This window comes from Rhizobium sp. NLR10b (assembly GCF_019685435.1).
Lineage (GTDB): Bacteria > Pseudomonadota > Alphaproteobacteria > Rhizobiales > Rhizobiaceae > Rhizobium.
The window spans coordinates 330,098-342,827 of record NZ_JABDWV010000007.1 but is presented as its reverse complement, the minus strand read 5'-3'; the positions used below and the strand labels follow the sequence as shown (position 1 = coordinate 342,827).

Annotated in this window: 11 protein-coding genes and 1 pseudogene; 9 read left to right on the top strand and 3 right to left on the bottom strand. The window is 60.2% G+C overall.

Translation table 11 applies throughout. The features are described from left to right. Nucleotides 1-12: 12 nt before the first annotated feature. A complete protein-coding gene (locus HJB91_RS14405; RefSeq protein ID WP_210631369.1) occupies nucleotides 13-660 on the top strand; it encodes a MarC family protein in 648 nt (215 codons plus the stop codon). 103 nt (nucleotides 661-763) lie between these two features. Here HJB91_RS14405 and HJB91_RS14400 read toward each other — a convergent pair whose 3' ends face one another. Further along, nucleotides 764-1,279 (bottom strand): single-stranded DNA-binding protein, encoded by a 516-nt coding sequence (locus HJB91_RS14400; RefSeq protein WP_210631370.1) that lies wholly within the window; start codon nucleotides 1,277-1,279, stop codon nucleotides 764-766. Nucleotides 1,280-1,561: 282 nt separating this feature from the next. On the opposite strand from HJB91_RS14400, the gene uvrA reads away from it, so the two are divergent. The 3 genes and pseudogenes from uvrA (at nucleotide 1,562) to HJB91_RS14390 (ending at nucleotide 5,460) form a co-directional block, all read left to right on the top strand. Further along, complete coding sequence (uvrA, locus tag HJB91_RS14395; protein ID WP_221155070.1) at nucleotides 1,562-4,483, top strand: excinuclease ABC subunit UvrA; 2,922 nt, start codon at nucleotides 1,562-1,564, stop codon at nucleotides 4,481-4,483. Between the two features lie 30 nt (nucleotides 4,484-4,513). Next, a pseudogene (locus tag HJB91_RS30685) lies at nucleotides 4,514-4,630 on the top strand (GNAT family N-acetyltransferase); the annotation flags it as partial. Between the two features lie 23 nt (nucleotides 4,631-4,653). Then, complete coding sequence (locus HJB91_RS14390) at nucleotides 4,654-5,460, top strand: DUF72 domain-containing protein (RefSeq protein ID WP_221155068.1); 807 nt, start codon at nucleotides 4,654-4,656, stop codon at nucleotides 5,458-5,460. 21 nt (nucleotides 5,461-5,481) lie between these two features. On the opposite strand, the gene HJB91_RS14385 is transcribed toward HJB91_RS14390, so the two are convergent. Continuing rightward, nucleotides 5,482-6,954, bottom strand: a complete 1,473-nt coding sequence (locus HJB91_RS14385) for an NAD(P)H-hydrate dehydratase (RefSeq protein WP_221155067.1) — start codon at nucleotides 6,952-6,954, stop codon at nucleotides 5,482-5,484. On the opposite strand from HJB91_RS14385, the gene HJB91_RS14380 reads away from it, so the two are divergent. From HJB91_RS14380 to hspQ, 4 genes are all read left to right on the top strand, one after another. Further along, a complete protein-coding gene (locus HJB91_RS14380) occupies nucleotides 6,947-7,324 on the top strand; it encodes a hypothetical protein (RefSeq protein WP_221155107.1) in 378 nt (125 codons plus the stop codon). The two genes, HJB91_RS14385 and HJB91_RS14380, sit on opposite strands and share 8 nt — an antisense overlap. Further along, entirely contained in the window at nucleotides 7,299-7,637 is a 339-nt protein-coding gene (locus HJB91_RS14375; RefSeq protein ID WP_003539626.1) for a P-II family nitrogen regulator, read from the top strand. Before HJB91_RS14380 ends, HJB91_RS14375 begins: the two co-directional genes overlap by 26 nt. Nucleotides 7,638-7,715: 78 nt before the next feature. After that, complete coding sequence (glnA, locus tag HJB91_RS14370; RefSeq protein WP_221155065.1) at nucleotides 7,716-9,125, top strand: type I glutamate--ammonia ligase; 1,410 nt, start codon at nucleotides 7,716-7,718, stop codon at nucleotides 9,123-9,125. 157 nt (nucleotides 9,126-9,282) lie between these two features. Beyond that, complete coding sequence (gene hspQ / locus HJB91_RS14365) at nucleotides 9,283-9,612, top strand: heat shock protein HspQ (RefSeq protein WP_210631375.1); 330 nt, start codon at nucleotides 9,283-9,285, stop codon at nucleotides 9,610-9,612. Nucleotides 9,613-9,985: 373 nt separating this feature from the next. On the opposite strand, the gene HJB91_RS14360 is transcribed toward hspQ, so the two are convergent. Continuing rightward, nucleotides 9,986-10,639: an invasion associated locus B family protein gene (locus HJB91_RS14360; RefSeq protein ID WP_221155063.1), complete on the bottom strand. Its 654-nt coding sequence runs from the start codon at nucleotides 10,637-10,639 to the stop codon at nucleotides 9,986-9,988. A gap of 275 nt (nucleotides 10,640-10,914) precedes the next feature. On the opposite strand from HJB91_RS14360, the gene HJB91_RS14355 reads away from it, so the two are divergent. Next, nucleotides 10,915-12,717: an extracellular solute-binding protein gene (locus HJB91_RS14355; RefSeq protein ID WP_221155061.1), complete on the top strand. Its 1,803-nt coding sequence runs from the start codon at nucleotides 10,915-10,917 to the stop codon at nucleotides 12,715-12,717. Nucleotides 12,718-12,730 lie beyond the last annotated feature (13 nt).

Genomic DNA, 12,730 nt, shown 5'->3' with positions numbered 1-12,730 from the left:
TTGGGAGAGACGATGGCAAGCGCCGACCAATTGATCAACGCCTTCACGACGCTTCTCGTCACCATCGATCCCCCAGGGCTGGCGCCGCTGTTCCTGGGGTTGACAACCGGCATGAGCAGAGCCCAGCGCACGCAGGTGGCGCTGCGCGGTTCGACGATCGCCTTCATCATCCTCGCGGTCTTTGCGCTGTTCGGCGCCGGCGTGCTCGGCGTGCTCGGCATCTCGATCGGGGCCTTCCGCATCGCCGGCGGGCTGCTGCTCTTCTGGATTGCCTTCGAAATGGTCTTCGAGAAGCGGCAGGACCGCAAGGAGAAGGCGACCGAGGTGGCGATCACCAAGGATCATATCGAAAATGTCGCCGTCTTTCCCCTCGCCTTGCCGCTGATCGCCGGCCCCGGCGCGATTTCGGCGACGATCCTGCTTGCCGGGACGCTCGCGACCTCGATCGGAAAGTTGCAACTGATCGGCGTCCTTGCCGCCAATCTGCTGCTGACCTTCGTCATGCTGCTCGTCGCCGAACGGCTCGACCGTTTCCTTGGCGTCACCGGCCGGGCAATCCTGACACGGCTGCTCGGCGTCATCCTCGCCGCGCTTGCGGCGCAATTCGTCGTCGACGGGGCAAAATCGGCGCTCAATCTGATCAGCGCGACGCCGCACTGACAAGGCGCCGACCGAAGCAATTGCAGTCGGAAAGCAGAGAGAGCATGGTGCCGCTCAGGACACCATGCTCTCAGCTGCTTATAAAGTCAGGAACCGCGATCGATCAGAACGGGATGTCGTCGTCGAGATCGCGCGAGAAGTTGCCTCCGCCACCGCCGCGGTTCGACGATGAGGACGACGCCGGGGCGCCGTAATCGTCGCCGTAATCATTGTTGCTGCTGCCGCCGCGGCCGCCGCCGAAGCCGGAGCTCGCACCGCCGCCCTCGCCGCGTCCATCCAGCATGGTCAGCGTCGAATTGAAGCCCTGCAGCACCACTTCCGTCGAATAACGGTCCTGGCCCTGCTGGTCCTGCCATTTGCGGGTCTGCAGCTGGCCTTCGATATAGAGCTTGGCGCCCTTCTTCACATATTGCTCGACGACCTTGCAGAGGCCTTCGTTGAAGACGACGACAGTGTGCCATTCGGTCTTTTCGCGGCGTTCGCCGGAATTGCGGTCGCGCCAGGTCTCCGAGGTCGCGATACGGAGATTGGCGATCGGCCGGCCATCCTGAGTGCGGCGGATTTCGGGATCTGCACCCACGTTTCCAACCAGAATTACCTTGTTCACGCTACCAGCCATGCTTCTCACCCTGCCTGCCGCCCTGCCCGGCGGCGTTAATCGATCAGCGCACCTTAAACCATCGCGGACCGCCAATGCGCGTAAACGGTCGTTCATCCACATGTTTATCCATCAGAAAGCCGCATGCATTCATCAGGAATTTTGTTCTTTATTTGTTCTAGTTTATCCGTATGATCCTGTCAACAGAATCGAAAACCTTGAAGCTTCCCGGATATTCAGCCTCGACTCGCCCGTCGGCATCACTAAATAAGGGCTGTTACCCAGAAAACCAAAGCAGAGACGATGAGCGAACTGAAGACGATCTCCATCCGCGGCGCGCGCGAGCATAATCTGAAGAGCATCGATCTCGATCTGCCGCGCAACAAGCTGATCGTCATGACCGGTCTGTCGGGCTCGGGCAAATCCTCGCTCGCCTTCGACACTATCTATGCCGAGGGCCAGCGGCGCTATGTCGAAAGCCTGTCGGCCTATGCCCGGCAGTTCCTCGAAATGATGCAGAAGCCCGATGTCGACCAGATCGACGGGCTGTCGCCTGCCATCTCGATCGAGCAGAAGACCACGTCGCGTAACCCGCGCTCGACGGTCGGCACCGTCACCGAGATCTATGACTATATGCGCCTGCTCTTTGCCCGCGTCGGCGTTCCCTATTCGCCGGCGACCGGCCTGCCGATCGAGAGCCAGACCGTCAGCCAGATGGTCGACCGCATCCTCGCTTTTGGCGAAGGCACCCGTCTTTATATTCTCGCGCCGCTCGTGCGCGGCCGCAAGGGCGAATACAAGAAGGAACTGGCGGAACTGATGAAGAAGGGCTTCCAGCGCGTCAAGATCGACGGCCAGTTCTACGAAATCGCCGAGGCGCCTGTTCTCGACAAGAAATACAAGCACGACATCGACGTGGTCGTCGACCGCATCGTCGTGCGCCCCGATGTGTCGGCGCGCCTGGCCGACAGCCTGGAGACCTGCCTGAAGCTCGCCGACGGGCTGGCAGTCGCCGAATTCGCCGACAAGCCGCTGCCGCCGGAGGAAACGTCGGCCGGCGGCTCGGCCAACAAGTCGCTGAACGAAACGCATGAGCGCGTGTTGTTTTCGGAGAAGTTCGCCTGCCCGGTCTCGGGCTTTACCATTCCGGAAATCGAGCCCCGCCTCTTCTCGTTCAACAACCCCTTCGGCGCCTGCCCGACCTGCGATGGTCTCGGCGCCCAGCAGAAGATCGACCCGGATCTGATCGTGCCCGAACCGGAGCGCACCTTGCGCGACGGGGCGATCGCCCCCTGGGCCAAGTCGACCTCGCCCTATTATAATCAGACGCTGGAGGCGCTCGGCAAACATTACGGCTTCAAGCTCGGCACCCGCTGGAACGATCTTTCCGACGAGGCCAAGGATGTGATCCTCAACGGCACCGACGACAAGATCGAATTCCATTACGCCGACGGCGCCCGTTCCTATACGACGCACAAGAACTTCGAGGGCATCATCACCAATCTCGAGCGCCGCTGGAAGGAGACGGATTCCGCCTGGGCGCGCGAGGATATCGAGCGCTTCATGTCGGCCGCCCCCTGCCCGGCCTGCAACGGCTATCGCCTGAAGCCGGAAGCGCTGGCGGTGAAGATCAACAGGCTGCATATCGGCGAAGTGACCGAGATGTCGATCCGCGTCGCCCGCGACTGGTTCGAAACGCTGCCGGCGACCTTCAACGCCAAGCAGAACGAGATTGCCGTGCGGATCCTCAAGGAGATCCGCGACCGGCTGCGATTCCTCAACGATGTCGGCCTGGAATATCTCAGCCTGTCGCGCAATTCAGGCACGCTGTCGGGCGGCGAAAGCCAGCGCATCCGCCTCGCCTCGCAGATCGGCTCGGGCTTGACGGGCGTACTTTACGTGCTCGACGAGCCGTCGATTGGCCTGCATCAGCGCGACAATGCCCGATTGCTCGACACGCTGAAGCACCTGCGCGATATCGGCAACACCGTGATCGTCGTCGAGCATGACGAGGATGCCATCTTGACGGCCGATGACGTCGTCGACATCGGCCCCGCGGCTGGTATCCATGGGGGGCAGGTCATCGCCCATGGCACGCCGCGGGATATCATGGACAATCCGAAGTCGCTGACCGGCAAATATCTCTCGGGCGAACTCGGCGTTCCGGTTCCGGACCAGCGCCGCAAGCCGAAGAAGGGTCGCGAGATCAAGGTCGTCGGCGCGCGCGGCAACAATCTGAAGAACGTCACCGCCTCGATCCCGCTCGGCGTCTTTACGGCGGTGACCGGCGTTTCCGGCGGCGGCAAGTCCACCTTCCTGATCGAGACGCTGTATAAATCAGCGGCGCGCCGCGTCATGGGCGCGCGCGAAATTCCGGCCGACCACGACCGCATCGACGGTTTCGAGCATATCGACAAGGTGATCGATATCGACCAGTCGCCGATCGGCCGCACACCGCGCTCGAATCCGGCGACCTATACCGGCGCCTTCACGCCGATCCGCGACTGGTTCGCCGGCCTGCCGGAAGCCAAGGCGCGCGGCTACCAGCCGGGCCGCTTCTCCTTCAACGTCAAGGGCGGCCGCTGCGAGGCCTGTCAGGGCGACGGCGTCATCAAGATCGAGATGCACTTCCTGCCCGATGTCTATGTCACCTGCGACGTCTGCCACGGCAAGCGCTATAACAGAGAGACGCTCGACGTCACCTTCAAGCAGAAGTCGATCGCCGACGTGCTCGACATGACGGTAGAGGAAGGCGTCGATTTCTTTGCGGCGGTACCTGCCGTGCGCGACAAGCTGCAATCGCTGAAGGATGTCGGCCTCGGTTACATCAAGGTCGGCCAACAGGCCAATACGCTCTCTGGCGGCGAAGCGCAGCGCGTCAAGCTCGCCAAGGAGCTGTCGAAACGCTCGACCGGACGCACGCTCTATATTCTCGACGAGCCAACGACCGGCCTGCATTTCCATGACGTCGCCAAGCTCCTGGAAATGCTGCACGAGCTCGTCAACCAGGGCAACTCCGTCGTGGTGATCGAGCACAATCTTGAAGTCATCAAGACAGCAGACTGGGTGCTCGATTTCGGCCCCGAGGGCGGCGATGGCGGCGGCGAGATCGTCGCGACCGGCACACCGGAAGCGATCGTCAGGGAAAAGCGCTCCTATACCGGCCAGTTCCTGAAGGAATTGCTGGAGCGGCGGCCGACGAAGAAGGCGGTCGCGGCGGAATGACGATGAGGTTGGCGTCGCCCGACGATCTCCAAACGGACTATCGCGCTTTATAGTGTCTTCGGGTTCCGGAAAACGGGTCGCCGACCGAACCCTTATCGGCCAGGATGGACGCTCATCGACATGACGAAAGAGATTCATGCGGCCTGACCGCTGCGAACTGGGAGGACGACATGACTAAATCCGGCACTATCCGCACCGGCATCGGCGGCTGGACCTTCGAGCCCTGGCGCGGGCATTTCTTTCCCGCCGACCTGAAACAGAAGGACGAGCTGCACTATGCCAGCCGTCAGTTGAAGGTCATCGAGGTCAACGGCACCTATTACAGCACACAGAAACCGGCGGTCTTTGCCAAATGGGCGGCTGACGTGCCAGAGGGTTTCATCTTTTCGCTGAAGGCCACTCGCTTCGTCACCAATCGGCGGGTGCTCGCGGAAGCCGGTGAATCGATGGAGCGGTTCCTCACATCCGGAATCAGCGAGCTCGGCGATCACCTCGGGCCGCTGCTCTGGCAATTCGCGCCTACGAAGAAATTCGATCCGGACGATTTCGAGGCTTTCCTGAAGCTGCTGCCGGCGAAACAGGATGGGCTAGCGCTCCGTCACGTGGTCGAAGTGCGGCATGATTCCTTCAAGGTGCCGGAATTCGTTGCTCTTCTTGCCAAATACGGCGTGGCGCCGGTTTGTGCCGAACATTTCGAATATCCGATGATCGCCGATGTGACGGCCGATTTCGTCTATGCCAGGCTGCAGAAGGGATCGGATGACATCCCGACCTGCTATCCCGATAAGGATCTGAAGGCCTGGGCAAAGCGGCTCGAGACCTGGGCCGAGGGCAAGGTCCCGGACGATCTGCCGCTGATCGACGGGAAGCGCCAGGTGAAGGCGGAGCCGCGCGACGTCTTCGCCTTCATGATCCACGAGGGCAAGGTCAATGCGCCGCACGGGGCGATCGCCCTGCAGCAGTTGCTGGCGAAATAGGCGGTTAGGACTTAGCCCGAGCTAAAGCGGCAAGACCTCGACCGCGAGCTCTTCCGCCGTCAGCCCCTTGCCGGCGCGCTGGCCAGCCTCTCCGTGCAGCCACACGCCGGCTGCCGCAGCCTCGAAAGTCGGCAGGCCCTGGGCAAGCAGTCCGCCGATGATGCCGGCAAGCACATCGCCGGAACCTGCGGTGGCAAGCCAGACAGGCGCATTGGTGTTGATGAGCGCGCGCCCGTCCGGCGAGGCGATGACGGTATCGGCGCCCTTATAGACGATCGCGGCATTGGCGCGGCGGGCAGCCGCCACCGCCTTGTCCACCTTCCCCAGTGTTTCGTCGCCGCATATATCCGGAAAAAGCCGCGAAAATTCGCCCTCGTGCGGCGTCAGCACCAGACGCGGCTCGCCGCGGAACAGGTCGAAAAGCTGTTGCGGATCGTCCTTGAAGGAAGAGATGCCGTCGGCATCGAGCACCAGCCGGCGATCGGCAAGCGCGGTGACGAAGCCGCGGGCTTTCGCGCCGACACCGAAGCCGGGGCCGAGGACGAAGGTCTGCAGCCGCTTGTCGGACAGCCACTCTGCCAGATCTGCCTCGTCGTCGACTGCATGCAGCATGACGGCTGTGAGATGCGCGGCATTGGCGGCTATCGCTGCACCGGGTGCGGCGATCGTTACCAGGCCGGCGCCGGCCTTCAGGCCGGAGACCGCCGACATGCGCGCAGCCCCGGTCTTGTCGGCCTCGCCCGAAAAAACGACCATATGACCGCGCTTGTATTTGTGGGTTTCCAGCTGCTCGGCCGGCAGCACGCCCTTCCAGGCGTCAGGTGTGTTCTCGGCGATAGCGCCGCCCGCCTCAGCCCGGATGATCCGGGCGGGAATGCCGATGTCGAAGACCTCCAACTCGCCGCAAAGCTCCCTGCCCGGCATCAGAAGATGGCCGGGCTTGCGGGTCATGAAGGTGATGGTGTTGCGAGCCTGGAAGGCAGCACCCAGCACCTTGCCGGTGCGGCCATCCACGCCGGAGGGCAGATCGATGGCGAGCACCGCGATACCGGCCTCGGCGACGCGCTTGATCAAGTCAACCACATCGGCCGGCACCGCGCGCCCGAGCCCTGCTCCGAACAGACCGTCGATGACGACATCGCCGGCTTCCGGCCGGTATAGGCCGAGCTCCTGCCCCTTCAACGCGCAGCCGGCCCGAGCGCGGGCAGCGTCAGCCTTCAGCTTTGTGGGATCGCCGAGATGGAAAAGCGCCACGGTCGCTCCGCTCTCTCGCAGATGCCTTGCCGCAACATAGGCATCACCCCCATTGTTGCCGGGACCGCAGAGCACTACGAAACGCAACGCCCCGGGATGAAGCCTGAGCGCGGCGGCCGCGGCGGCAGCCCCTGCTCTTTCCATCAGGCCGAAGGAATCGATTCCCGAAGCAGCCGCGGCCACATCGATGGCGCTCATTTCGGCAGGCGTTACCAGAAGGTGGGGGAGATGGTTGCTCATCCGCCTATTCAATTCAAAAAACGCACAAAAAACAACCGTCTGCATTGGCGCGAAGAAGATCGAAATTTATGCATTCGCCTATTATTTAATCGCCTTGCAACCTGCTTTCGCAACTGAAGGAAAAGCCGGGTTTTTCGATATTGCGACGAATTTTCTTCGATGGCTGATGTTTTTCCACCTTTCCGTTCACCAAATCGACATCAAATTCCCCGCAGACGCGCCGGTTTCGGCAAAATCGACGTCTTTTTTCGATAAGACGGATTTCAAACTGGCACGATATCTGCATCATATCCGCGAGCGGGAACATCCCTGCCATAACAGGAGAAGCGGAGAGACATTTTCTCATGAAAAAGATCGAAGCGATCATTAAGCCCTTCAAGCTGGACGAAGTGAAGGAAGCCCTTCAGGAAGTCGGCCTGCAGGGTATCACAGTCACGGAAGCCAAGGGCTTCGGTCGTCAGAAGGGCCACACGGAACTCTACCGCGGCGCCGAATACGTCGTCGACTTCCTGCCGAAGGTGAAAGTTGAGGTGGTGCTGGCCGACGAGAACGCCGAGGCGGTCATCGACGCGATCCGCAAGGCGGCTCAAACCGGTCGCATCGGCGACGGCAAAATCTTCGTATCCAATGTCGAAGAGGTTATCCGCATCCGTACCGGCGAGACCGGCATCGATGCCATCTGACCACTTTGCCAAGCGCGCAAAGTCCGATAGCGTCATCGCGCCCACCTATTGTTATCACAAATTGGAGGAAGGTATTTAATGGCGACCGCAAGCGAAATTCTGAAGCAGATCCAGGAAAACGACGTCAAGTTCGTCGATCTGCGCTTCACCGACCCGAAGGGCAAGCTGCAGCATGTCACAATGGACGTTGCCAGCGTCGACGAGGACATGTTCGCTGACGGCGTGATGTTCGACGGCTCTTCGATCGGTGGCTGGAAGGCCATCAACGAGTCCGACATGGTGCTGATGCCCGACACCGAAACGGTGCATATGGACCCGTTCTTCGCTCAGTCGACCATGGTCATCGTCTGCGACATTCTCGATCCTGTCTCCGGCGAAGCCTATAACCGCGATCCGCGCGGCACTGCCAAGAAGGCCGAAGCCTATCTCAAGGCATCAGGCATCGGCGACACGATCTTTGTCGGCCCGGAAGCCGAGTTCTTCGTCTTCGACGACGTCAAGTACAAGGCCGATCCCTATAATACCGGCTTCAAGCTCGATTCGACCGAACTGCCGTCGAACGACGACACCGATTACGAAACCGGCAACCTCGGTCACCGCCCGCGCGTCAAGGGCGGCTATTTCCCGGTTCCGCCTGTTGACAGCGCCCAGGACATGCGTTCGGAAATGCTGACGGTGCTCTCCGAGATGGGCGTTGTCGTCGAAAAGCACCACCATGAAGTCGCCGCCGCCCAGCACGAACTCGGCATCAAGTTCGATACGCTGGTGCGCAACGCAGACAAGATGCAGATCTACAAATATGTCGTGCATCAGGTGGCCAACGCTTACGGCAAGACCGCGACCTTCATGCCGAAGCCGATCTTCGGCGACAACGGCTCGGGCATGCACGTGCACCAGTCGATCTGGAAGGGCGGCAAGCCAACTTTCGCCGGCGACGAATATGCCGGCCTCTCCGAGACCTGCCTGTTCTACATCGGCGGCATCATCAAGCACGCCAAGGCGATCAATGCCTTCACCAATCCGTCGACGAACTCCTACAAGCGTCTCGTCCCGGGTTATGAAGCGCCTGTCCTGCTCGCCTATTCTGCGCGCAACCGTTCGGCCTCCTGCCGCATTCCGTTCGGCTCCAACCCGAAGGCCAAGCGCGTCGAAGTCCGCTTCCCGGATCCGAGCGCCAACCCCTATCTCGCCTTCGCCGCCATGCTGATGGCCGGCCTCGACGGCATCAAGAACAAGATCCATCCCGGCAAGGCCATGGACAAGGATCTCTACGACCTGCCGCCGAAGGAACTGAAGAAAATCCCGACCGTCTGCGGCAGCCTGCGCGAAGCGCTCGAAAGCCTCGACAAGGACCGCAAGTTCCTGACAGCAGGCGGCGTCTTCGACGATGACCAGATCGATGCCTTCATCGAGCTGAAAATGGCAGAAGTAATGCGTTTCGAAATGACGCCGCATCCGGTCGAATACGACATGTATTATTCGGCCTGATCGGCCGTAACACGGAAAGTCCCGGTCCGCCGGGACTTTCACCTCCCCGGTCATGAACGGCAGAAGGAGGATATGACGTTCATGTGACGCGCTGGTGCAAAAATCTTGATTTGCACCGCACCAATCACCAAATTTGGTGATGAAAGGAAGTCGTACCATGAAAGAAAGAATAGCAAAGTTCAGTATCGGCGAAGTGGTCCGGCACAAGGTTTTTCCGTTTCGCGGCGTCATCTTCGACGTTGATCCGGAATTCGCGAATACGGAGGAATGGTGGAATTCCATTCCGGCCGAGGTGCGGCCGAGCAAGGACCAGCCCTTCTACCACCTGCTCGCCGAAAACGAGGAAAGCGAATATGTCGCTTATGTCTCCGAGCAGAACCTGGTGAACGACGAAAGCGGCACGCCGCTTCGCAACCCGCAGATTTACCAGATCTTCGATCAGGCGCCGTCGGGGCAGTTCAAGCCCAAGATGAGCTTCGCTCACTAGATCAGACGTGCGGATCGGTCAATCAAGGCCTCGCCTCTCCCAGCGAGGCCTTTTCTTTTGACGCGAAATCCAGTTGCCAGGTTAAACTGCTGACAATTCCCGCCAATTTCTCTTTTGCTTTGGCTGGCAAGGCCCCCATCCGGCTGCCGCCACCTTCTCCCGATCGCGGGTAGACGGGACATGCCGCAAGCTCTCGGTCCCCCTCAACGCCTCGCAGGGCACGTCCCCTCTCGCCGTCAGAACGGGGAGGTTAGGGTGAGGGGCAAATCGCCGGTGCGAACCAGACAGCCATGGCTCAAGGCCGAGGAGATAGAGGCTTACCAATAAAAAAACCCGGCCTGAAGCCGGGTTTCTATTCAAAATGGCGGCAGGATCACTGCGCCTTGGCTGCCTTCTGGGCGTCTTCCAGTTTCTTGCGAGTTTCCTCGGCCTTCTTCTGCATGCTTTCCTGCAGGCTACGCTGGGTGTCGGCGAGCTTGGATTCGGAAACCGGTTCGCCGTCATAAGCGCCGGTGAAGCCTTCGAGCGAGATCTTGATCGGATTCGGAGCGCGGCGGAAGTTGATCGAGGTGAAGACCACGTCGCTGCCCTTCTTGAGGCTGGCGATCATCGCGTCGGTCAACGGAACTTCAGCCGTGCACTTGTCCGGCAGGCAGATGACATAATCGAGCTTCTGCCCCTTGCCGCCGTCGATCTGCATGCTGATGCCAGGCGGGATGAGACGCGCGCTCTGGACCGAAACCTGCAGGAGCTTGCGGTTGATCTTGCCGGTAACCGAGATAAGGCCGACGGCCGTGACGAGCTGGCCGCCATTGGCGAGGATCAGGTTCTGGACAACGCAAACGTCGTTATCTTCCTGCTTGCTGCAGGTCTTGTACCAGCCGAGCTTGGGCGAGCCGACGCCCTGGGCTGGGCCCTGTGCCGCCGCATCCTGGGCGAAGGAGGAGATCGGAGCCGAAGCGGCGCCGAACATCACTGCCAGAACGGACAGTGCTGCCCGCATTTTCTTTTCAGACTTGAACATCATAACGAATTCCGTCTCCTGATATCCGTTCGGAGCAGCGACGTGCCACCCCAACCATCGGGTCGTTCGGCACTCCACCTCATGGAAAAATAAGGCAAATGCATGACCCCGAAACTTCGGGTTCACCTGTTACATCGCAGCGTTCAAGATATCCAGCTTTTCTTTGGCAATTTCATCGACAGGCCAAAGAAATCGCGCCTGCGTGTTGGAATCGGTCGACCCCATGCTAATCTCGCGATGAATCATGCACTTATTTTTCGCGGATCAAGGATTGCCGAATGCTCCGGATCATCGTCACCGTCGTCCTCTCCTTGCTATGCAGCGCCGTCGCCGCAGAGCCGCTGCACGGCATCGCGATGCATGGCGAGCCGGCCTTGCCGCCTGACTATAAGCACTTTCCCTACGTCAATCCCGACGTAAAAAAAGGCGGCAAGATCACCTATGGCGTCGTCGGTACCTTCGACAACCTCAATCCGTTCATCCTGAAGAGCATGCGCACGACGGCGCGCGGCATGTGGGATCCGGAATATGGAAACCTCGTCTACGAATCGCTGATGCAGCGCTCCCGTGACGAGCCATTCACACTTTACGGCCTGCTTGCCGAAACGGTCGAATGGGACGACGACAGGAGCTTCATCCAGTTCAACCTCAATCCGAAGGCGAAATGGTCCGACGGTCAGCCGGTGATGCCGGAGGACGTCATATTCACCTTCGAGCTGATGCGTGACAAGGGACGCGTGCCCTATTCCGAACGCTTAAAAGTCGTCGCTAAGATGGAGAAGGTTGGCGAACGCAGCGTGCGCTTCACTTTCAATGAGAAGGCTGACCGCGAGACGCCGCTGATTTTTGGTCTTTTTCCGGTGCTGCCGAAACATTTGGTCGATCCGGAAACCTTCGACCGCACCTCGCTGACGCCGCCGGTCGGTTCCGGTCCCTACAAGGTGAAGACGGTGAAACCCGGCGAGAGCATCACCTATGAGCGAGATCCAAATTACTGGGGTAAGGACATTCCCGCGAAGGTCGGCACTGACAATTACGATCAGATCACGGTTCAGTATTTCCTGCAGGACACAACGCTGTTCGAAGCCTTCAAGAAGGGCGATATCGACCTCTATCCTGACGGAAATCCCGGCCATTGGGCCAATGCCTACAATTTCCCCGCCGCCACCTCCGGGACCGTCATCAAGGATGTGTTCACGCCGAAACTGCCAAGCGGCATGCTCGGCTTCGTCTTCAATACTCGCCGGCCGATCTTTACCGATCCGAGGGTGCGCGAAGGCTTGTCGCTGGTGTTCGATTTCGAATGGGCGAACAAGAATCTCTATTCCGGCGCCTATAAGCGCACGCAGAGCTTCTGGCAGAACTCGGAACTCTCGAGCTTCGGCGTCCCCGCCAATGCGGCCGAGCTTGCGCTGCTCGGGCCGATCAAGGACAAAATCGCACCCGAAATTCTCGACGGCACCTATAAGCTGCCGGTTACCGACGGCTCCGGCCGTGACCGCAACGTGCTGAAGCAGGCGGTCGGATTATTGAAACAGGGCGGCTATACGATCCAGGGCGGCAAGATGGTCGACGCCTCCGGCCGCCAGCTCGCCTTCGAGATCATGACGCAGAATGCCGACCAGGAGAAGCTTGCCGTCGCCTATCAGCGTTCGCTGCAGACGATCGGCATTGCGGCTTCGATTCGCACAGTCGATGATTCGCAGTATCAGAGCCGGACGAACAGCTTCGATTATGACATGATCATCAAGTCCTATACTTCGTCGCTGTCGCCCGGAACCGAACAACTCGGCCGCTGGTCTTCGGCAGCGCGCACTCAGGAGGGCAAGGATAGCTTTGCCGGCGCCAATGATCCCGATCTCGACACGCTGATCGATCACGTATTGCGAGCACGCTCGAACGAGGATTTCACTGCCGCGGTGCGCTCTTACGACCGGTTGCTACTATCCAGCCATTACGTGCTGCCGCTCTATCATATGGACCAGCAATGGGTTGCCCGCAGCAAGCGCATCGGCCATCCCGACACGGTACCGCTTTACGGTTACCAGCTGCCGGTCTGGTGGGATACAAGCGCCCAATAGAAGCGGCCGCAAC